The sequence below is a fragment of the Enterococcus sp. DIV0210g genome, assembly GCF_050559705.1.
Lineage (GTDB): Bacteria > Bacillota > Bacilli > Lactobacillales > Enterococcaceae > Enterococcus_B > Enterococcus_B faecalis_A.
In genome coordinates, this window is the sequence record NZ_CP187903.1 from 351,467 (window position 1) to 371,998 (window position 20,532).

General features: G+C 37.0%; 25 protein-coding genes. 20 read left to right on the forward strand and 5 right to left on the reverse strand.

Going from position 1 to position 20,532, the window contains the following annotated elements:
* Positions 1–4 precede the first annotated feature (4 nt).
* The 10 genes from IGI64_RS01720 to abc-f all read left to right on the forward strand — a co-directional run bounded on the left by IGI64_RS01720 (position 5) and on the right by abc-f (position 9,236).
* A complete protein-coding gene (locus IGI64_RS01720) occupies positions 5–1,381 on the forward strand; it encodes a PTS ascorbate transporter subunit IIC (protein ID WP_429939273.1) in 1,377 nt (458 codons plus the stop codon).
* A 97-nt stretch (positions 1,382–1,478) separates the two neighbouring features.
* On the forward strand, positions 1,479–2,198 hold the full coding sequence (locus tag IGI64_RS01725) for a DUF2087 domain-containing protein (RefSeq protein WP_429939274.1): 720 nt from the start codon (positions 1,479–1,481) through the stop codon (positions 2,196–2,198).
* Between the two features lie 12 nt (positions 2,199–2,210).
* Positions 2,211–2,570, forward strand: a complete 360-nt coding sequence (locus tag IGI64_RS01730; protein ID WP_429939276.1) for a GIY-YIG nuclease family protein — start codon at positions 2,211–2,213, stop codon at positions 2,568–2,570.
* Between the two features lie 55 nt (positions 2,571–2,625).
* Positions 2,626–3,360, forward strand: coding sequence for a class I SAM-dependent methyltransferase (locus IGI64_RS01735; protein ID WP_429939277.1), 735 nt, complete (start codon positions 2,626–2,628; stop codon positions 3,358–3,360).
* Positions 3,361–3,562: 202 nt separating this feature from the next.
* Positions 3,563–4,456 (forward strand): Rgg/GadR/MutR family transcriptional regulator, encoded by an 894-nt coding sequence (locus tag IGI64_RS01740; protein ID WP_429939278.1) that lies wholly within the window; start codon positions 3,563–3,565, stop codon positions 4,454–4,456.
* A gap of 181 nt (positions 4,457–4,637) precedes the next feature.
* Positions 4,638–4,919 carry a WXG100 family type VII secretion target gene (locus tag IGI64_RS01745; RefSeq protein ID WP_429939279.1) on the forward strand — a complete coding sequence of 94 codons (282 nt, stop codon included), beginning with the start codon at positions 4,638–4,640 and terminating at the stop codon, positions 4,917–4,919.
* Between the two features lie 221 nt (positions 4,920–5,140).
* Entirely contained in the window at positions 5,141–5,866 is a 726-nt protein-coding gene (locus IGI64_RS01750) for an ABC transporter ATP-binding protein (protein WP_429939281.1), read from the forward strand.
* A complete protein-coding gene (locus IGI64_RS01755) occupies positions 5,863–6,954 on the forward strand; it encodes an ABC transporter permease (RefSeq protein WP_429939282.1) in 1,092 nt (363 codons plus the stop codon). Before IGI64_RS01750 ends, IGI64_RS01755 begins: the two co-directional genes overlap by 4 nt.
* 33 nt (positions 6,955–6,987) lie before the next feature.
* Positions 6,988–7,467: a flavodoxin family protein gene (locus IGI64_RS01760; RefSeq protein ID WP_429939283.1), complete on the forward strand. Its 480-nt coding sequence runs from the start codon at positions 6,988–6,990 to the stop codon at positions 7,465–7,467.
* Between the two features lie 299 nt (positions 7,468–7,766).
* On the forward strand, positions 7,767–9,236 hold the full coding sequence (gene abc-f / locus IGI64_RS01765; RefSeq protein WP_429939284.1) for a ribosomal protection-like ABC-F family protein: 1,470 nt from the start codon (positions 7,767–7,769) through the stop codon (positions 9,234–9,236).
* An 86-nt stretch (positions 9,237–9,322) separates the two neighbouring features.
* Here abc-f and IGI64_RS01770 read toward each other — a convergent pair whose 3' ends face one another.
* Positions 9,323–9,964, reverse strand: coding sequence for an ankyrin repeat domain-containing protein (locus IGI64_RS01770; protein WP_429939285.1), 642 nt, complete (start codon positions 9,962–9,964; stop codon positions 9,323–9,325).
* Between the two features lie 322 nt (positions 9,965–10,286).
* Between IGI64_RS01770 and IGI64_RS01775 the strand changes: the two genes are divergently transcribed.
* Both IGI64_RS01775 and IGI64_RS01780 read left to right on the forward strand, forming a co-directional pair.
* Positions 10,287–11,597, forward strand: coding sequence for an NCS2 family permease (locus IGI64_RS01775; protein ID WP_429939286.1), 1,311 nt, complete (start codon positions 10,287–10,289; stop codon positions 11,595–11,597).
* A gap of 173 nt (positions 11,598–11,770) precedes the next feature.
* The gene (locus tag IGI64_RS01780) at positions 11,771–11,920 is read left to right on the forward strand and encodes a hypothetical protein (protein WP_429939287.1); all 150 of its coding nucleotides are present in this window, start codon (positions 11,771–11,773) and stop codon (positions 11,918–11,920) included.
* Positions 11,921–12,051: 131 nt separating this feature from the next.
* Here IGI64_RS01780 and IGI64_RS01785 read toward each other — a convergent pair whose 3' ends face one another.
* From IGI64_RS01785 to IGI64_RS01795, 3 genes are all read right to left on the reverse strand, one after another.
* Positions 12,052–12,654 (reverse strand): alpha/beta hydrolase, encoded by a 603-nt coding sequence (locus IGI64_RS01785; protein ID WP_016625121.1) that lies wholly within the window; start codon positions 12,652–12,654, stop codon positions 12,052–12,054.
* Positions 12,655–12,676: 22 nt separating this feature from the next.
* The gene (locus IGI64_RS01790) at positions 12,677–13,297 is read right to left on the reverse strand and encodes a flavin reductase family protein (protein WP_429939288.1); all 621 of its coding nucleotides are present in this window, start codon (positions 13,295–13,297) and stop codon (positions 12,677–12,679) included.
* A gap of 113 nt (positions 13,298–13,410) precedes the next feature.
* Positions 13,411–14,385, reverse strand: a complete 975-nt coding sequence (locus tag IGI64_RS01795; protein ID WP_429939289.1) for a ring-cleaving dioxygenase — start codon at positions 14,383–14,385, stop codon at positions 13,411–13,413.
* Positions 14,386–14,590: 205 nt separating this feature from the next.
* Here IGI64_RS01795 and IGI64_RS01800 point away from each other — a divergent pair, with 205 nt between their 5' ends.
* The 3 genes from IGI64_RS01800 to IGI64_RS01810 are packed head-to-tail and all read left to right on the forward strand — an operon-like array spanning position 14,591 to position 15,737.
* The gene (locus IGI64_RS01800) at positions 14,591–15,064 is read left to right on the forward strand and encodes a DUF2975 domain-containing protein (protein ID WP_430596470.1); all 474 of its coding nucleotides are present in this window, start codon (positions 14,591–14,593) and stop codon (positions 15,062–15,064) included.
* Between the two features lie 11 nt (positions 15,065–15,075).
* Positions 15,076–15,291, forward strand: a complete 216-nt coding sequence (locus IGI64_RS01805) for a helix-turn-helix domain-containing protein (RefSeq protein ID WP_016625117.1) — start codon at positions 15,076–15,078, stop codon at positions 15,289–15,291.
* Positions 15,288–15,737, forward strand: a complete 450-nt coding sequence (locus IGI64_RS01810; RefSeq protein WP_429939291.1) for a GNAT family N-acetyltransferase — start codon at positions 15,288–15,290, stop codon at positions 15,735–15,737. The genes IGI64_RS01805 and IGI64_RS01810 overlap by 4 nt, the downstream gene beginning before the upstream one ends.
* 96 nt (positions 15,738–15,833) lie before the next feature.
* Here IGI64_RS01810 and IGI64_RS01815 read toward each other — a convergent pair whose 3' ends face one another.
* Complete coding sequence (locus IGI64_RS01815) at positions 15,834–16,154, reverse strand: putative heavy metal-binding protein (protein WP_429939293.1); 321 nt, start codon at positions 16,152–16,154, stop codon at positions 15,834–15,836.
* A 337-nt stretch (positions 16,155–16,491) separates the two neighbouring features.
* Between IGI64_RS01815 and IGI64_RS01820 the strand changes: the two genes are divergently transcribed.
* The 5 genes from IGI64_RS01820 (at position 16,492) to trxA (ending at position 20,451) form a co-directional block, all read left to right on the forward strand.
* Entirely contained in the window at positions 16,492–16,848 is a 357-nt protein-coding gene (locus IGI64_RS01820) for an iron-sulfur cluster biosynthesis family protein (RefSeq protein ID WP_016625114.1), read from the forward strand.
* A 170-nt stretch (positions 16,849–17,018) separates the two neighbouring features.
* Positions 17,019–18,512 (forward strand): helix-turn-helix domain-containing protein, encoded by a 1,494-nt coding sequence (locus IGI64_RS01825; protein WP_429939294.1) that lies wholly within the window; start codon positions 17,019–17,021, stop codon positions 18,510–18,512.
* Positions 18,513–18,523: 11 nt separating this feature from the next.
* On the forward strand, positions 18,524–19,303 hold the full coding sequence (locus IGI64_RS01830; RefSeq protein WP_429939296.1) for a sulfite exporter TauE/SafE family protein: 780 nt from the start codon (positions 18,524–18,526) through the stop codon (positions 19,301–19,303).
* 89 nt (positions 19,304–19,392) lie between these two features.
* The gene (locus tag IGI64_RS01835; protein ID WP_016625111.1) at positions 19,393–20,022 is read left to right on the forward strand and encodes a cysteine hydrolase; all 630 of its coding nucleotides are present in this window, start codon (positions 19,393–19,395) and stop codon (positions 20,020–20,022) included.
* Between the two features lie 114 nt (positions 20,023–20,136).
* Positions 20,137–20,451, forward strand: coding sequence for a thioredoxin (gene trxA, locus IGI64_RS01840; protein WP_429939297.1), 315 nt, complete (start codon positions 20,137–20,139; stop codon positions 20,449–20,451).
* The last annotated feature ends 81 nt before the right edge of the window (positions 20,452–20,532 follow it).

Genomic DNA, 20,532 nt, shown 5'->3' on the forward strand with positions numbered 1-20,532 from the left:
TTTTATGGACGCATTATTAAATCTGTTTGTTTCGATCGTAAGCCAACCTGCAATTCTTGTTTCTCTGATTGCATTGGTTGGTTTGGTACTTCAAAAAAAGAAATTTTCTGAAATCATTCAAGGTACATTTAAAACATTTGTTGGCTTTTTAGTATTGATTGGCGGAGCAGGTTTAATCAGTAATTCTCTCACACCATTTGCGGCGATGTTTCAGACAGCGCTGCATACGCAAGGAGTAGTGCCCAGTAACGAAGCAGTAGTGGCAATTGCTTTGCAAGAATTTGGTACACCCACTGCATTGATTATGTTTGTAGGGATGATCGTCAATATTCTTCTTGCTCGATTTACTCGCTATAAATTCATCTTTTTGACAGGTCAGGCAATGCTGTATGTTTCTTGTCTGACAGCAGTTATTTTAGTTAGTGCAGGATTTCGTTCATCATTAGGAATGATTCTTCTTGGTGGAATTTTCGAAGGAACGTTGCTGACGATCACACCAGCCCTCTGTCAGCCTTTTATGAAAAATATCACTGGAAACAATCAAGTATCTATGGGGCATACTGGGAATATTGGTTATGCTGCTAGTGGCTGGATCGGCAAGTTTTTTGGAAACAAAGAAAAATCGACAGAAGACATCAAAATACCAAAAAGTTTCAGCTTTTTACGAGATTCAACAATCTCGATCATGCTGTTGATGTCGATCGTATATGTTTCGTTGACTTTGCTAGCAGGTCCAAGTTATGTAGCACAAGAATTGAGTAATGGAGATAATGCTGTGATTTTTGCATTGATCCAAGCGGGAACATTTACTGCAGGATTTGTGATTGTGCTTCAAGGTGTACGGATGCTTTTAGCAGAAATCGTACCTGCTTTTCAAGGGATTGCGAAGAAACTTGTTCCTGATTCCAAACCAGCCTTGGATGTGCCAATCATATTCCCTTATGCACCCAACGCTGTATTGATCGGCTTTTTCGTTAGTTTTCTTACAGGAACGTTGTCTATGTTTGCGATGATTGGTCTGCAAACTACTGTGATTATTCCTGGAGTTGTTGGACACTTCTTTTGCGGCGCAGCTGCTGGTGTTTTTGGCAACTCGACTGGTGGACGAAAGGGTGCCGTTTTGGGCTCGGCGTTCAATGGCTTATTGATTAGCTGGCTACCGTTGCTGATTTTACCAGTTCTTGGGGATTTGCAGCTTGCTTCCTCGACTTTTGCAGATACAGACTATTTGATTCCTGGCTTTATTTTAGGCAAATTAGGAGAATATGGACAAACAACATTGACCGTTGGTATTTTAGGTTTCTTAGCTGTGGTTGTTTTATCAAGTATTTTAGGGACACTTCGTTCAAAGAAGACACTGCCGGAACAAAGAAACAGCTGAAAAAACAACTAAACGACTGATGCAGAATTTTGCATCAGTTTTTTTGTTGACAAAATTTATAAACTGTTTATAATTTTAATAAACAAGGAGGGCGGCTATGAATATTTCTGAATGGACATTACAGCAAATAGAAAAAGGTTATCAAAAACAAAAAAATAGTTTTGTCTGTAATTATTGTGGACAAAATTTTGTAGATGAAGGCGAAAATCCTGAAAAACAGATAAAGGAACATATCCAAGAAATTCATCAAGGGAATGGCTATCAGCTGATTCATGCAGACACTAAATATAACACGTTGACAGAAGTACAGAAAAAATTGCTTGAAGCATTTCTCCAAGGAAAAAAAGACAAAGAAATCGCAGAAGAAATGGGGATCACTCCCTCAACTGTTCGGCATCAGAAATTTACATTTAGAGAAAAATACAAACAAGCAAAATTTTATATGGCGATGTATCAGCAGGTTTTTGCTTCTAAAAGTTCTTCAGAGAATCTATTAGCCGTGCCCGATAAAATGAATAAAGTCGATGAACGTTTCTTTATCACAGAAGAAGAATATGATATAGCGATTCGAAAATATTTTGATTTTTCGCAAGGAAAAGTTGTCTTAAAGCAATTGCCAAGAGGACAAAAGAAAGTCATTACTGTATTGAATCGAATCATTGAAGAATTTGAAAAAGACAGACATTATACAGCAAAAGAAACGGATGAGATCCTAAGCAGTATCTATTTGGATTATGTCCTGCTTAGAAGATATCTGGTTGACTACGGTTTTCTTAGCCGCACGGTAGATGGACGTTCTTATTGGCGCGAAACGTAAAGGAGAAATAAAATGGATATCAAACGAAAAAGAGAGCTGCTACAAGCTTACAGAGAAATGCCGACTTATTACGGCGTGATCCAGATAAAAAATAATGAAAATGGAAAAATCTTTATCGAAACTGTTCCTAATACGAAAAATCGTTGGAATTACTACAAATTGAATTTGAATGAAAACTTCTTCGTCAACAGCGAACTGCAAAAAGAGTGGAATCAATATGGAGAAGCTGCTTTTTCTTTTGAGGTTTTATGGGAAAAGAAAACTGATGATGTCACGAATATGAAAGACGAATTGAAAAAGTTGAAGAAATTGTGGCTTGAAAAACTGCAGCCGTTCGGTGAAAAAGGGTATAATAAGCCCATGAAAGATTAACTCTCTCAGAATCGTTTTTTAGAATAAAACGTTGGTAAAACAAGGAGAAAACTTTATGAAAAAGCCGATTTATGACAACGAAGATTTTTTTGAAAGTTACAGCCAAATGACACGAAGCAAGCAAGGTTTAGAAGGTGCTGGAGAATGGCAAACGCTGCAGCAGCTGCTTCCTGATTTTAAGGGCAAACAGGTACTCGACTTGGGCTGTGGTTATGGCTGGCACTGCATTTACGCAGCTGAAAATGGCGCAGAGAAAGTAGTAGGTGTCGATATTTCCGAAAAAATGCTGGCTGTTGCCAGAGAGAAGACTAAGTTTGAGAACGTTTCGTATCTTCATGAATCGATAGAAGATGCGTCTTTTGAAGAAAATCAATTTGATGTCGTTATCAGTTCGCTTGCTTTTCATTATCTGGAATCTTTTGAAGAAATCGTCAAGAAAATCCAGCGCTATTTGAAGCCAGATGGGCAGCTGATTTTTTCAGTAGAACATCCGATTTTTACAGCACAAGGCTCTCAAAATTGGGCGTATGATAAAGAAGGGAATATTCGATTTTTCCCAGTAGATAACTATTTCTATGAAGGAGAAAGAACAGCGGATTTTCTCGATAAACAAATAGTGAAATATCATAGCACCTTGACCACTTACTTAGAGAGTTTGCTTTGCAACGGCTTTCGATTGATACATGTCGTAGAGCCGGCACCACCAGAGAGTATGCTGGATCTGCCAGGAATGAAAGATGAATTCAGACGTCCGATGATGCTGATCATTTCCGCGGAAAATAAAAAATAAGGAATAGGTAAGCAGGTTTTGCATACAGCAGAGCCTGTTTTCTCTTTTCATAAACAAGATACGCTGAAAATCATTTCTTTTTTTCTTTTTTGAAAAAAATCCGTGCAGCTAGGCTTTTTGAAAGAGCTTGATTTTTACTAAGTTATCATGAATAATTATTATAACTTAATAAAAATTTTGCTTAGCGCAAAGGAGATGACAAATGTATATTGGCGAAACCATCGACCATGTAAGGAAACAAAAAGGATTAACGATCAAGCAAATCTGCGGAGAAAAAATCAGCCGCACGACCTACCATCGTTTTGTAAAAGAACAGTCTGATACCAGTATCGGCAATCTGACCTATTTGCTCCAAAAAGTAAATCTCTATTATGATGAACTCAAAACGTTTGACTATCCTGAAAATGTCAATTGGATCAATCAAATAATGAAAGAAATCAAACAAGCTTTTTTTGCGAAAGATATCGACGAACTGAAAAGAATCCAAGCGTTTTGTTCTGAACAGACGATTGAAATAGCAGAACAGCAAACCAAAAGAGTACATATGGCTAGTTTATGTGATTTATTGATCGCAAAACTGGAAAATAAAAAATTCAATGTGACTTGTACAGAAATTTATTCTTACTTGATCAATGCCCAGACATGGACACGTTATGAATTAGTCCTTTTCAACAATTGTATGTATGCCTTCCATGCCGAATTTTTGGAATCTGTTTTAGAAAAAGCAGTCAGAGGAATCGGTCATTATAGAGGAACCGGCGAAGGGAAAAGTGAAGGATTTCGAATGTTGGCAAATGCAGTCATCCACTTTATACAAATGCATAACTTGAATAGTGCCTGGAAATACTTAGAAAAAATGAATAACTATCCTTTGAGCGAAGAGATGTTTTTCGAAAAGAGTTTAAAGCTGATCATCAACGGCATCTGGGAATGTTTGAGAAGAAACACGAAAGGAAATGAAAAAATCAAGCAAGGACTCCAAGTCTTCAAATCTTTGGAGGCAAAAAATCATTACAAAATGAATGTTGAACTGATCCGTTTTATTGAAAAAAGATACGGAATCGAGTTCGATATTGTTCTGGATAATCACGAATAAACACTGGATGTTTTCTAAAGTAATTTTAGAAAGCATCCAGTATTTATTTATGTAACGTTTTTGCTACTTATAAAACGAATAGGCTACTAAATCTATTTTTATAAAAAACAAATGATATTGTGGCTCTGACTGGGAATAATCAGTAATAGTTTTATTTAAAAATAAAAAGGAGCAAAAAACGATGGCAAGTGAAAACATACTTACACCAGAACAACTTAAAGAACAAGCGAAAATCTATCAGCAAGCAGCTTTGCAGATCCAAGAAGCAACACGCCGGATAAATTCAATGAATCAACAAATCACACAAGAAGAGACTTTTCGTGTTTATTTAGAACAGTATCAGCAACTAGAAGAAAAAGTAAAACAAATGGAGCAGCTGCTTGAAAATTTTCATCAGCAATTGATGGCGTATGCAGAAACTGCGGCGGAAAGCCAAAAGGAGGAGGCGACGGGATTAGGCTGAACTCTTTTTTTGGACCTATAAAGCGCGTAACTGACTTCAAGTTTAGCTGATAGAAAATACATTAAATTTGAACTCTTTTTACAGTTCCCCAAAAAGTACTTCCTGCTAGAGAAACCGCTCTCTGTGGTATACTTATGCCTAACCATAGTATATTTAAATAAAGTGTTTTGTTCGCCTGATAGGTTTAGGCACAGCAAAACAGTTTCAAAGGGAGTGGGAAAATGGCGCAGCATATTGCATCGATCCAACATGCGCATAAATCTTTTGGGAAAAGGGAAGTGCTGAAAGATGTTTCTTTGGAAATTAAGGAAGGAACGATTTTAGGACTGATAGGTCCCAGTGGTTCAGGAAAAACGACCACAATCAAATGTTTGTTAGGAATGGAAAAGCTGGACCAAGGTACAACGAAGGTTTTCGGCACACCCATGCCAAATCGGAAAGTCTTAGAAAAAATCGGATTTATGGGCCAAAGCGATGCGCTCTACGAAAGGCTTACTGCTAAAGAAAATCTAGTTTTTTTTGGTCATTTGATGGGAATGAAAGGAAAAGAATTAACAGAAGCTATCCAAAAACATACTGAACTAGTCAATTTAACTGATTTTTTGGATCAACCTGTAAAAAGCTTTTCTGGAGGCATGAAACGGCGATTGTCTTTGGCTGTGACACTTCTTTCAAATCCGGAATTTATTTTATTAGATGAGCCTACTGTTGGGATTGATCCTAGCCTACGGATCGAGATCTGGAAGCAGCTGCGCGCGCTGGCAGAGGAACAAAAAGCAATCATTGTGACGACACATGTTATGGATGAAGCCGAGCGATGTGACTTTGTTGGGTTGATTATCGAAGGGCAGCTTTTCGCATTTGGCACACCTGCTGAATTAAAGGAACGGTTTTCTGCTGAAAGCATTGAAGAAGTCTTCTTGAAGGCGGAGGTGTCAGCAAAATGATTCGATTAAATGCTGTTTGTCAGCGAGTTATCCATGAATTGATCCGAGACAAGCGAACCTTAGCTTTGATGCTGATTGCGCCAATGTTTATTTTGACATTGATGAACATCGTGTTTGATGCAAATGGAAATACTGATGTGCGTATCGGAGTAGATCAAACGGTTCCTGCAGAAGTCAAAAAAGCATTGCCTTCTGATGATGTTTCAATCAAGTCCTATACTAAAGAGGAAGACATAGAAAAAACAGTAAAAAATGATGAACTGGACGCATTTATCACTTTAAAAGATGACGCATTCCATATTACTTATGAAAATGCCGATCCAAGTAAAACAGCACAAATCAAAAATCTATTTCGCAGTGCTTTAACAGGAGTAAAGATAGAGACACTCACTAAAGAAGTCCAAAAGGCAGCACAAACTTCTGGACAGCCGCTGGCAATGAAGGATTACTCTATACAAAACAGCTATATTTATGGTGATGGAAACAGCACATTTTTTGATAAGATCTTTCCGATTTTGATTGGCTTCTTCATCTTTTTCTTTGTTTTTTTAGTTTCAGGAATCGCCTTGTTGAAAGAGCGTACTTCAGGAACATTAGAACGGCTTTTGGCTACACCGATCAAACGTAGTGAAGTGATTTTCGGATATTTAGCAGGTTATGGTTTATTTGCAATCATTCAAACAGTCTTGATCGTTGCTTTTTCTATTTTTGTATTGGATCTAGAAATCGCAGGCAATATCGGCTGGGTATTAGTAACTGCGATATTGTTAGCTTTAGTGGCGTTGTCAATGGGGATTTTTGTATCGACATTTGCAAATTCGGAATTTCAAATGGTACAATTTATTCCAGTGATCGTCGTTCCGCAGATTTTTTTCTCAGGACTTATCCCGTTAGAAACAATGGCAGATTGGGTCAAAGAAATAAGCTATATCTTTCCTTTGAAATACGCTGGTGATGCTTTATCGAATGTTATTTTGAAAGGTCAAGGATTAGCAGACATTTGGCTGGATTTGTTGATATTGTTTTTATTTATCGTAGTTTTCACAATGATAAATATCGTAGGGATGCGGCGTTATCGAAAAGTATAGCGTGAGCAGTACGCTTAGCGGAGGTGCACAGCAGTGAAATGTATTTTCCTCAATGCGAGTCCAAACAAAGAAGGTATCACAACGAAATGGGCAGCGAAAGTAATGGAAGGACTTGAATATGAGACCCTGCATCTGGTGGATTATCAAATCCATCAGTTGGGACAAAGCAGTGAATACGATGAGTTTAAGCAAGTAATAGAGACTATCGCACATGCGGATCTTTTGGTGATTGGTACGCCGATTTATTGGTGGGATGTCACAGGACTGTTGAAAACATTTATTGACCGCCTGACTGATTTGTTCCAGCAAGATATTTCTTCGCCAGAAGCACCACTTTATCAAGTGCCAGTGCTATGGATAGTTCAAGGTTCTACACCCAAGGAAGCTATTTCTGGTATCAAAAATATGTTAGAAAAAGTTAGTGACCGTTTTTATATGGAAAATTTTGGTGTTCTTTACCAAAAAAGTGAAATCAAACCAATGAATACGCAATTGAAAAAATCGTATTCATGATTTATGTTGAAAACGGATAAAAGTCATGATATGATAAAATAAATAACGAAAAAGGAGAACTGATATGACTGCATCCATGAGATTACGTATGAAACTTTTGAATAAGTAATTAAATAAAACTTTCAAAAGTCTTGTAATATGCGATTTCAAGGGATAAGTGTCGGCTTTTTTCGTAAAATCAATTAATAAAAACAGGCTTATGAAAGCTGCTTTATGCAGTTTTTTGTAAGCCTGTTTTTGATTAAAATAACAAAAATCTGACCTCTCTTTTTGCTTTTGCAAGTAAAGGAGCGGAAAATATGGAAACATTAGCAGTTAGATTAGAAAACATCACCATGAGTTTTGGTGCAAAAGATATTTTAGATATTCAAGAGTTATCAGCTTATCAAAATGATCGAATCGGGATCATCGGCGGCAATGGACAAGGAAAATCAACATTGATCAAGCTGATTGCTGGTAAAATCCAGCCTAGCCAAGGGAAAATCCAGAGAGAAACAGAATTCAGCTATTTTTCACAAGTGGCTGAGATCGACGAGCTGGACCAAGCAGATTCTTTGGATTGGGAGTTGATGGGACAACTAAAAGTACCTAAAAATGACAAAGACACGTTAAGCGGTGGTGAAGAAGCGAAATATCGTTTGGTCCAAACATTATCGGTTTATCAAACAGGCTTGCTGCTGGATGAGCCAACTACCCATTTAGATGCAGCTAGCGTCAAAAAACTAGCAGAAGAATTACGATATTATTATGGTACGCTTCTTTTTGTTAGTCATGACCGCTACTTTTTGAACCAATTAGCGACTAAGATATGGGAAGTCAAAGATGGACGAGTGCGAGAATTTGTTGGAAATTACGACGATTATAAAAAGCAGATCGCATTAGAAAAACTGGAAAATGAACGAAAAGAAGCTGTGTATGTAAAAGAGAAGCGGCGTTTAGAGCAAGCAGCAGAAAAGAAAAAAGAGCAAGCGGAAAAAATGGCTCAGGTCTCCGCTAAAAAGAAGAAGCAAAATATTCGTCCAGATCGTCTTTCTTCCTCTAAACAAAAAGATACTGTTCAAAAAAATGTCCAAAAAACAGCCAAAGCGATTGAAAAACGATTGACTCAGCTTACGGAAGTTTCTGGCATAGAAAAAGAAACAAAGATTTACTTTCCAAAACCGCGTTCAGTGGAAATCCACAATAAGTTTCCTATCCGAGGAGAAAGTGTCTTTCTGCAAAAAGGAGAAAAAGTCTTACTGGAAAATGCAGATTTTCAATTTTCTTTGGAAAAGAAAATCGCAATCGTCGGCGAAAATGGTATTGGAAAATCAAGTTTACTTGAACATATTTTGTCTTATGGTGAAGGAATCGTTATTTCTCCTAAGGTTGTGTTTGCGACATATCAGCAAATGGATTATAAGATAAAAGCAGAAGAAACCATTTTGAGTTATCTGATGAAGCAAACAGAGTATAGTGAGCAAGTTGTTCGCAGCCTTTTGAATAATCTGGGGTTTTCTCAAAGTGAGATTTTAAAATCGATGCACGTATTGAGTGGAGGAGAAGCAACGCGAATTTCAATCGCGCTGCTGTTTGTAAGACCATCGAATGTTTTGATTCTTGATGAACCAACGAACTTTATTGATCTGCCGACGATGGAAGCATTAGAAATGCTGATTCAGGCTTATCCGGGTACAGTTGTATTTACTTCTCACGATCCTTATTTTGTTCGCCGAACTGCGGACGAAATTTATCATTTAGAAGAGAAGAAACTTGTTTTAAAAGAATGATCAGTTATTAGTTGTTCAACGAAATGTAAATAAAGCAGCGGCAGGAAGTTTTAGTGGACTTTCTGGCGCTGCTTTTTTCTTGTGAACTAAGTGTTTTCTAACAGTTTCTGCATTTCTGGATAATTTAATTCTTTTGCATAATCTAAAGCGGTTTTCCCGTCGTTATCTCTGAGTTCTTTATCTGCACCAGCAGCTAGCAATTCAGTTGCGATTTTTTGATAAAGAGGAGAGCCGTCCCGCAAAGCAACTGTTTCGATCAATGCAGTGTACCCGTAATTATTTTGGTGGTCGATATCTACTGAACCGTCTGCTAAAAGTAATTTCACATTATCTAAATGACCTTTTTCTGCGGCTGGGATCAGTGCGTTTCCGCCAAAACGATTATAAACGGTTTGGTCAGCTGTTCCTTTTTCCAACATGTAAGATAAGATCTCATTTTTGCCTTGAGCACTCGCGTAGAGGTAAGGGCTGTCTTTGATATGGTCTTGTTTATTGATATCTGCTCCGCTGTCAATCAGTTCTTTTGCAATAGAAATTTGATTGTTATGCACAGCTGCCAGCAAAGGTGTTTCTCCACGATGATTGGTTTCATCGATGGGAAAATCTGTTTTTAAAATAGCCTGTACTGTTTCGATTTGATTGTTTTGGACTGCTTCAAGTAACGCGCCAGGTGAATAACTCATGATTTTTCCTCCTTTTAGTTCGTTCTTTGGTAGTTTTAAAAACATTGTTTATTTAATAGTAAAGGTTTTGTTCTTATTTTTGAACTAAGACGCTGTGGTAAGTTTTTAAAAAAAGAATGTATAAGAAAAGTTTTTTTGAAATGATTTTTTATTTTCAGAATAAAGGGCGAAGAAACAGTTTTATTGACAGTTTCTTTTAGTGAGGATTACCATGAAAATACACAAGAAGACGTCAGATAAAATAGGAAATTTCCCCCGTATGTTATTTACTTATTTTGAGATTTATTATATGATAAGTTCCGTTGTCTTGATGAAAAGATGAATTTTGACGAATGGTTTATTGTTCGGATTTTAGGAGGATAAAGAAATGAAGGAAAAATTGGTTTCCTATTTCGACATTGAAAAATTAGGCACGACGATCAATCGGGAAATCTTAGCTGGGTTTACGACATTTATCTCAATGGCATACATTTTATTTGTAAATCCAACAGTTCTTGGTGCCACAGGTATGGATGAAGGTGCTGTTTTCACAGCAACCGCATTATCAAGTGCGCTAGGCTGTATTTTAATGGGTGTGCTAGCAAAATATCCGATTGCTTCTGCGCCAGCATTAGGTGTCAATGCGTTTTTTGCTTATTCTGTTTGTATCGGCATGGGGATTCCATGGCAAACAGCATTAGCAGGAGTTTTTGTTGCTTCGCTGATTTTTATCGTAATCACGATTTTCAAATTACGTGAAATGATCATCAATGCGATTCCTGAAGACCTTAAACATGCGATTTCAGGCGGTATTGGTCTGTTTATTGCTTTTCTTGGCTTGAGTGAAGGCGGATTGATCGTTGCAAATGATTCAACATTAGTAGGGATAGGTTCATTGAGTGTTCCTACTACTTGGCTGACGATTTTCGGACTTGTTGTAACAGCAATTTTGATGGTGCGTCGTGTGCCGGGCGGTATCTTTATTAGCATGGCGGCAACTACAGTGTTAGGTTTAGTTACAGGTTTGATAGAAATGCCTGATACGATCATTTCAAGTGCACCAAGTATGAAACCGACATTCCTTGTTGCATTGAATCATCTAGGGGATATCAATACGGTACAGATGTGGGTAGTCGTTTTAACATTCTTGCTAGTTACATTCTTTGATACAGCAGGAACGTTAGTAGGCTTGGCAAACCAAGCTGGATTCATGGAAGACAATAAAATGCCTCGGGTTGGCCGCGCATTAGCTTCTGATTCAACAGCAATGTTGGCTGGTTCACTGCTTGGGACTTCACCAGTAGGCGCATATGTAGAATCATCAGCAGGGATCGCAGTTGGCGGTCGTTCTGGTTTGACAGCTGTTGTGACAGGGATTTTCTTCTTGTTTGGATTATTCTTCTCACCCTTGCTATCTGTAGTTACTTCCCAAGTAACAGCGCCTGCTTTGATCATCGTGGGTGTTTTGATGGCACAATCACTTCGACAAATCAAATGGGAAGAAATGGAAACAGCTATTCCTTCATTCTTGATTTTGTTGGGGATGCCGTTGACCTATAGTATTTCGGATGGGATTGCTCTTGGTTTTATCTTTTATCCAATCACGATGTTAGCAGCAAAACGCGGCAAAGAAGTTTCGCCGATCATGTACATCTTATTCTTTATTTTCCTTGGATTTATGTGGATCATGAACGCGTAAACGAACAATAGTAAATAAAACGAAAAGGAACTGACCGTTATGGATCAGTTCCTTTTTTCTTATAAAACACTTAATTAGCTATTATTTATCTGCCATGCTATAATAATAAATGGAATTTCGTTATTAACGTTATCGTTGCCTTTCAAAAGAAAACACAGAAAGGAGAATGCCCTATGACATTCTATAACAAAGAATTAGAATATCGAGTAACACTGGATACAAAAATGAATATGTTTGTCGTTTTTAACAAAAACAATTCAAATCATTTTGCTACAGGCGTTACAATCGAGCAAGCAGTCCAAGAACTTAAAAAATCGGCTTAAGGAGTGAACCTTCTGATGGACGCAAGCAGTTCTCTGTAAAAGCATCTACTGAAATCAATCGGTAGGTGCTTTTTTGTATACAAAAAAATCCCTTAAAAAAGCTGAAAAACGCTTTTTCAAGGGAAGTCTGCTTAGTCTTGGTCATTAAGCCAGTCTTTGGCAGCATCTACTTCTTCTTGAATGATTTGATGCCCCATTGGTGTTTTTGCAACTGTCACGTCAGCATCACGTTCATAAAACGCAGTAATCAATTCTTCAAAATCAGGCTGGTTGACGATTGGATCGTTTTCTCCATAAGAAATCCAGACTTTTTTATCACTTAATAGTGTTTCTTTTGTATGGACACCTAAAGAAATAGGATGGAAAAAAATTCCTTTTGTTAATTCAGTTTCGCGTTCTAAAAGCAGGTGAGCCCCAATATTCGCACCATTAGAATAGCCGACCAAGATCCAGCTTTCTAAAGGAACGTTTTTTTCAGCACTGATTTTTTTGATTTCTTCATAAAGAAGATCGGTTTCTTCTTCCAAACTTTCAATATCGAACTGGTTTAAGCCATTACGTTTAAAGTATCGGTTCATTCCATTTTCTTGGATATTGCCTCGAAAAGAAAGAATGCGGCTAGTGTCATCTAGATAATGGGCAATATCAACTAAAGAATATTCATCTCCGCCAGTTCCGTGAAGGAGAAGCAAGTTTTTGCTGCTGTTTGGTTTTTCGTCATAATAATAATTCATAATAGCCTCCTAAATGATAGTGTTATTTTGGTCGAATCTCTTCAAAGGTGTTTCCTAACGTACCATAAAAATTGCCAGCTAAACGTGATACTGGTTTTAATTTTTCTGGTAAAACATATTCTTTTTCTGGATCAAAGACCTTTTCATCAAAAAAATACTCTTTGATTTCTAAGATAAATAAATCGCTGATAATTGTACCAGCTGGATCTTTTATAGGTACATATTGATAGAGAACAGTTTCAAAGCGGATCAGTGCTTCTTTGATTGCTGGTACAGTTACGCTGCTGCTTTTTGCAAGTGTTGCAGGAATCAATTGCAGTTCACTTTCTTCTGAGGAAAGCGAAGCAGCTGTTTCATTCATTTGTTTGACCAATTGTTCATCCACGATGTGTACCACTGCTTCGTTAGCAACTAAAAGATTTCTAGCTGTATCTTTTAATTCACCGTTTTTTCGATTGATTGATACGCTGATCAAAGGAGGCAATTTAGAAATAACAGTAAAATAGCTGAACGGCGCAGCATTGATGATTTCTGATTCTTTATTTTGTGTCGTTATCCAAGCGATAGGGCGAGGAATCACGCTGCCTGTAAGAAATTTGTAATGCTGTTTATCAGTTAATTGATCCGCTTGATAATGAAACATAAAAGTCCTCCTAACATAAAAATAAAAAAAGTATTTCTGTGTAGTTCTGAATAAGAAAATTGGACAGAAATCTATTGAAAAATTCCCGTCCAACTTTTATTATTCGATTGGTTTTATTGACGTTTTTTGTTGGCGTCTGAAGTATCGAAAGGACGTACATAGTCTTCGATTTCTTGACGTTTAGGTTCTAAGAATGGTGGTAAAGATAATTTTTCCCCAGCTGTTTCATAGGTTTCATCTAGCAAGAAGCCAGGACCGTCAGTTGCTAATTCAAATAGTACATGTTTTGCTGCCAAGAAGTATTCAGATTCAAAATAGAATCGTTCAACAAATCCAGAATTAGGGAATTGCAATTGGCTGATTTTATCGACCCATTCTTCTAAAGCTTCGCGATCTTTTACACGTAATGCAAGATGGTGGACGTTTCCGTATCCTTCTCGAGCATAGGGCAGATCATCTCTGAATTCAACAATGATGCTTGCACCATTTCCGCCTTCAGCAATTTCGAATAAGTGGAACGCGCCGTCTGCATCAGTTTCTTTAAAGCCTAAAACATCTTCAAGTACACGTTTCATGTGGTCGAAATCTTCAACGGTAACAAATACTGGGCCTAAGCCTAATAATGAAAATTCTGCCGGAACATTACTATTTTTCCAAGGAAGACCTGCTTCAACGCCTGTATTGTTTTCATCTGAAATCAATTGATAACGTTGTTCATCAAAGTCTTCGAATTCCAAATATTTTTTGCCGAAACGTTCCATTACTTGACTATGTTCGATATTGTGTTCTTCGAAACGCTCAACCCAGAAATCTAAAGCAGCGTCACTAGGAACGCGGAAGGACGTACGAGAAATCGAATTTGTTCCTTTTGTTCCTTTTACGATATTTGGGAAGTCAAAAAATGTCATGTCTGTACCAGCTGCACCAGTGTCATCTGTAAAGAAAAGATGATAAGTAGCTATGTCGTCTTGGTTAACTGTTTTTTTGATTAAACGTAAACCTAAAATATCAGTAAAAAAGCGGTAGATTTTTTCAGCGCTTGATGTCATTGCAGTTACGTGGTGAATTCCTCTAATTTGTGTGTCCATTATGTACCTCCTAAGATTATCACTTACAAAAAGTAAGTTAATTTATGTACCTAGTATACTGACACTCGTATAGTTTGGCAATCAATTTGTCTCGCAAAATAAGAAGGTGTTTAATAAAAAGTAAAGAAATATTGTATTTCGATATTTTTTTATCGTTTTTCGATAAAAAGTATGCTATATTTTTTTTGAGAGGAGAGATAAAAAGATGAAACAAACAACACTTTTTTTAAAAGCAGCAATAGGGTTGTTAGCAGCTATGGTCGCTTTTTTTGACTTTATGCTGGCAATGGGTTTGAATAATTCTGCTGAAAACACAACTTTATATGGAGAAAAAATACTTTGCGGAGCAGCGTTATACATAACAAGTTTTCTGATATTCTTTGGATTGTATCAAATATATCGTTTGCTGAAATTGATTGACAAAGATTTGGCTTTTTCTAATGATTCATTGAAAATCGTACGAAAAATCAAAAACACGATCTTGGTTATTTTTCCGATATTGTTAGGAATATTGCCAATGGCTTATCGAATCGCAGATGGAGAAGATGCACCAGGGATCATGGTGATAGGATTAGGGATAACTATGATACCTTTAGTTGCAGGAGCTTTTGCAGCAACGATCGAAAAACTTTTAAGAAATGCGATATCTATCAAAAATGAAAATGATCTGTCAGTTTAGGCGGTGAAAAAATGGCAATCAAGGTTAATATCGATTTGATGCTGGCAAAAAGGAAGATGAGTGTCACAGAATTGTCTGAAAAAGTCGGTATCACTATGGCAAATATCTCTATTTTAAAAAATGGAAAAGCAAAAGCAATACGTTTTTCGACATTGAATGCGTTATGTAAAGTATTAGACTGTCAACCAAAAGACTTGCTTGAATACGTAGAGGAGGAAGAAGAATGAAGATAGAAGTACTCAGAAAAGATTCTTCAAATTGGCTTGACTATGCAGAAAAAATTGCTGAAAAAGATTGGGCAGCAGCGGACTATCTAGCAAAAAATATGCGGCAAGGAAAATTTGCCGATTGGGAAGCTGTTATTATAGTAGAAGAAAAAGATCGATTGGCTGGCTTTTGCTCAATCGTCAAACATGACATCGTTGATACCATCGATTATCAGCCGTATATTGCTACGGTTTATGTCGATCCAGCTTTTAGAGGACAGAATCTCAGTGAAAAAATTGTTTCTTACGCAGAAAAAGAATTGAAAAAACAAGGATTTGAAAAAATCTATATCGTAACTCAGCTTGTTGATTTTTATGAAAAGCTTGGCTATCAAAAAATCGGAGAAGCGAATGACCGATTCGATCGTAAAATGTCGGTCTATTGCAAAGCTATCACCAACAAATAACTTTTATATATAGGAAGAAAACCGAAAAGCAGGTTAGATATGCTTTTCGGTTTTCTTCCTATTATACATTTATTGTGTCAAAGACTGCTTTTCTTTTTATCGCGTAACAACTGCTGTACCGCTGCAAGTGACCATCAGCATACCGTTGTCACTGCCTAAAACTTCATAATCCATTTTCATACCGATAACTGCGGTAGCACCTAAAGCAGCAGCGCGTTCTTCCATTTCGCCAAGTGCTTCGTTACGAGCTTTCATCAATTCATCTTCATAATTTTTTGAGCGGCCGCCGAATACGTTACGCAATCCTGCACCAATATCTTTGATGATGTTGATCCCAGTGATGACTTCACCGAACACGATACCTTTGTATTCAGTAACTGTTTGACCCTCAATACTGTTTGTCGTTGTGATAATCATATTATCAACCTCCTTTTTACCTATTATAACAATAAAACCATTTGATCGTTATGATTCTTTCTTCTCTTCTCGCTTTCGAACGAAAATAAATATCTCTTATTCTTGAAAGTGGAGAAAAAATGAAATTGACTGAAAGCGAGTTAAACTAAATAATAATGAAGTGTAAACAAGCGTTTTACCTATTTTAGGTAGAAAAAGAGTGCGGCCTCGGCTATGTGTAGAAGTGAAAAGTTTTGTAAAAAAATGGAAATTAATTGAAAATGAGCAAAATAATTTACAATCATGAGAAATCTTGTTATTGTGTACCTACCGAACGGTAAAGAAAGGGTGCTGACAAATGAAATTGGAAATTACAGAAGATGCAAAACAAATGATCGAAAAGAAACTAGCTGAAGGGGACAAAATTTTCTTAGATTACGAAAATGGCGACAGCATTTTTAGTTCTAAAGGATATAGTTGTGGTCTTGACTTTGTTTTCAAATTGATCCTTTTAGGCAAAGAGTCAACAGGATATGACACTTCTTCTTACGATATTCCATTAGAAACAAGCTTAGGCACTGTCTGGATCAACAAGAGCGCAGAACATTATTTAGATAAAAATATCAAATTTTCTTTTGATAAAAGCTACTATAGTTTACGACTATCCGGCGACAGCGGTTTGATTACCGGTGATGTCACTATCGAACGCAAATAATGATTTAGATAATCTTGCTTCTAAAAAAATAAAGCCGGCGAAAAATCAGCAAATACGATTTTCCGTCGGCTTTTTCTTGTATATTTAAGAAAAAAATGCACAAAGAGAGCGCTTTTTTTGTTTACCTGTTAAATTAGTGATAAGCAAATAAAAATAAAGGGATGAAAAAAATGGAATTATTGGATTTGCTGGATGCCTCAGAAAGACGAAAAGCAGCTTTGCTGAAATATATTATTCAGAGTGGTGGGAAAACAACGATTGCACAAGCGAGTCAACAGCTTGGCGCAGATCGAAATACGATCAAGGAGGCCGTCTCTAGTTTGATCGATGATTTTTATCACAGTAATTTAGAAATCAAATTGGCTTTGGTGAAAGAAAAAATCGAGCTGGATTCAGATGGAAGTATCAGTCTTATTGAATTATTGTTTCCTTTATATTCTCAATCAAAAAAATATCAGCTGCTTCTTTATCTATTTCTAAATGGGGAAACCACCGCAGATGATGCAATCGATAATCTGCTGATCAGCCGGGCAACTTTGTTTAGAAAAACGAAAGAGCTGAATCAACTGATGAATGCAAAAAATCTAGGCATCAAAAGCGGTAAATTCATTGGTTCAGAAAGGCAGACCCGTTATTTCTTTTATTCTTTATTTACAGCAGTTATGCCTTGTTATATGATTCGAGATTATTTTTCGATTCCGCCGGCAAAAGATTTGTCTGAAAAAATCATTGATAAATTTGGGACATCTTTGGAAGATTTCTCTGTTTTGAAAATCCAGCTTTGGGTTTTTATCAATGCACACCGAGATGCGCAAGGATATTATTTAGAAACAAGAGAAGGCGAAGAATTTGAATTGATCGAAGCTGAAAAATTATCGATTTTCTTTGAAGAAAACGAGATTGTTTTAGCGGAAAAAAGCACCGAATCTTCAAGAAAGCTGTTAGCGATATTTTTATTTGCGAATTTCATTTTACCGAGCCAAACAATTACGGAACAGCTGCTGGAAAAAATGCCGCCGCTTTTTTTGGATATCATCCAGTTGTTTTCCAGTGAGATTGAGCAGATGGTGCCAGGAGAGATCGATGCAGAATTGTTAGCAGAAAGTAAGATTTCTTTGTTTCAAATATTATTAGGTTTTTCTACATTTGATACGTTTTTCCATGCCTTCAACTCGGAACGTTTCCATACATTGATTGAAGAGTATATCAATAAAGAAGCAACTGACAGAGCCAAGAGACTAGTACAGCAAACAGGAATCATTTTACAGCAATATCAAATTAGCCTTACAGGAAAAGAAGATCTTATCCCTTATCTGTTTTATCGTTATTCCGTACTGATCAGCAATATCCAACTGGTCTATTCTGAAAAAATAAAAGTTGGTTTGGATCTTCCATTTGAACGTTCCGTTGGTCATGCAGTACTTAAACTGATGGAAAGCCGCTTTTCTAAAAAATTGAATTTGGAAATTACTGCGTATGATAAAAGAGAGCAGTATGATCTGGTGCTGACAATCCAACGTAAAAAATTCCCAGAACAGCAGTCAGCAAAAATATATATCTTTTTAGGAGTGGAATATGAATATGACACTGCTAAAATCGACCAAATCCTTCAAGAAATAGAACACACAAAAATCAAGCAAGCCGTTAAATCGATACACGAATAGGAGGAATGCTGATGCGAACTGGTTTTATTTATTTTCTGATCATCTTATTAGCCAATACATTCGGATCTATTTCTGGGATGGGCGGCGGCGTCATCATCAAACCGGCGCTGGACTTTTTCCAACTGCATACAATTGAAGAGATTTCTTTTTATTCAACTACTGCTGTTTTTATTACAGCTATGGTCTCGACCGCTTTTCACCTTAAAAGCGGTCCGACATTCAAATGGAGTTTGGCACTATGGCTTTCTTTTGGCTCGATCGTCGGAGGATATTTAGGGAATGCTGCCTTTGAGTATCTCTTAGGCATCATGACTGCTGAGAGTGTCAATCTTTTACAAATCGTCACGATGTTCATTTTGCTGCTGTTGTCTTTGATCTATGGAGTAAAAAACAAACCTTCTTATCATTTGAAAAACGTCAGCTGGTATGTCATCAGCGGATTGATCCTAGGATTCATTGGGAGTTTGTTAGGCATCGGGGGAGGACCGATGAATCTTGCTTTACTGATTTTACTGTTTTCTGTTCCCATCAAAGAAGCAGCTGCATACTCTATCACGGTCATTTTCTTTTCACAGCTCACAAAGATCTTGGCAATCACTACATCTGGAGAATTAGCCAATTATGATTTGTCGATGCTCTGGTTTATTGTTCCAGCAGCTGTGATTGGAGGCGTCTCGGGAGCATTAATCAGCGACCATGTTTCGTCTGGTTTTGTTCGAAACACATACTTAGTGATTGTCTTATTAGTGCTAGGGATCAACGTTTACAATGGATTTGAGATTTTTTTCTAAAAAGGTGAGCAACATATTTTACCTTATTGGAAAAACGTGGTATATTCTTTTTGTACCGACCGGTATGTAAATAAAAGGAGGAATATAAAATGTTTGAAAATAAAAATGTAGCTATCGTTGTTACTGACCCTCAAGTAGAATTCTTGAAACCCGCTGGTGGAGGCTATGGTCTGACAAAAGACATTTTAGAAGAAGTAAACACTATCGATAACTTGACTACTCTTTTGAAAGAAGCAAAAGAACGTGGATTTAAAGTATTTATCTCACCACATTACTTCTATCCTCATGACCACAAATGGGAATTTGGCGGTGCTGGCGAAAAAATGATGATCGAACAAGGTATGTTTGCTCGTCCAAACCAATACAGTGAAGTTGCTGAAGGATCAGGTGCTGATTTCATCGAAGAAATCAAACCAATGTTAGATGAAAATACAATCATCACATCACCACACAAAATCTTTGGTCCAGAAAGTAATGACTTAGCATTACAATTAAGAAAAAATGGTATTGATACTGTGATTTTAGCTGGTATGAATGCGAACCTATGTGTTGACTCACATATGCGTGAATTAGTCGAAGACGGCTTCAAAGTAGTTGTTGCTACAGATGCTATCGGCGCTCCTGGTAAAGATGCTTACAATGCAGCATTGACAAACTTTGGATTCATCGCAGACGAAGTATTGACAACAGCTGAAACACTTGAAAAATTAAGCAAATAATAGATTGAAGAAAACTTTTCTTCTATATTAATAGTTATTCGACTGGGCGGCCGATCGATGAAAGACGAGCCGCTCAGAGCTACATATTTACTGAAAAAATTGGAGGAAAAAAGAATGATCCAAACATTGACTAAAGAAAATTTTAACGAAAAAACAGATAAAGGCGTAGTTTTGATTGATTTCTGGGCATCATGGTGTGGTCCTTGTAAAATGCAAAGCCCGATTTTAGATGATTTAGCTTCAGAATATCCAAATAATGAAGTAACGATCGCGAAAGTGAACGTAGATGAACAACCAGAACTAGCACAAGCATTCGGTGTGATGAGTATTCCAACATTGCTTGTGAAGAAAGATGGTGCTATTGCAGACCGTTTTGTCGGTGTGCAAATAAAAGATCGTTTGAAACAAGTTTTGGATAGTAAACTATAATCATTTCATTGCTAAATAGACAATCAACGTGATTTGTCTAGAAATATATAGTAGAAAGAATTTTTGTGTTGAAAAATTTTT